1 protein-coding gene is annotated in these 601 nt (G+C 74.9%); it reads left to right on the top strand.

Going from position 1 to position 601, the window contains the following annotated elements; translation table 11 throughout:
- Positions 1–601: ATP-binding protein (locus tag J7528_RS23960; protein WP_291879865.1), on the top strand; the 601-nt coding region annotated here is incomplete at both ends.

Raw genomic sequence — 601 nt, 5'->3', positions numbered from 1 at the left:
GGTCCAGGGCGACTGGCTGGAGCTGGCGGTGGCCGACACCGGCGTCGGCGTCGCGCCCCGCGACATCGACCGGCTGTTCGGCAAGTTCAGCCAGCTGGACGCCTCCAGCACCCGGCGCCACGGCGGCACCGGCCTGGGCCTGGCGATCTGCCGCGACCTCTGCGTCCTGATGGGTGGCGAGATCGTCGTGTCCAGCGCCGTCGACTTCGGCTCGACCTTCACCGTCCGCCTGCCGGCCGACCGCCTGAGCCCCCTGCCCGCCGCCGAGGCCCGGATCGTGGTCGCGCCCGAGACCGCGCCGCGCGCGCCGCTGCGGGTGCTGGCGGCCGAGGACAACCACGTCAACCAACTGGTGCTCAAGGCGATCCTCGGCCAGGCCGGGATCGCGCCGCGGGTGGTGGCCAACGGCGCCCAGGCTGTCGAGGCCTGGCGCGACGGCGGCTGGGACCTGGTGCTGATGGACGTGCACATGCCGGTCATGGACGGCGTCGCCGCGGTCCACGAGATCCGCCGCCTGGAGGCCGCCGAGGGCCGCGCGCGGACCCCGATCATCGCCCTGACCGCCAACGCCATGAGCCACCAGGTCGACGCCCTGCTGGCC

Origin of the sequence: Caulobacter sp., assembly GCF_017744445.1 — a bacterium.
GTDB lineage: Bacteria > Pseudomonadota > Alphaproteobacteria > Caulobacterales > Caulobacteraceae > Caulobacter.
This window is presented reverse-complemented; position numbering and strand designations above follow the sequence as displayed.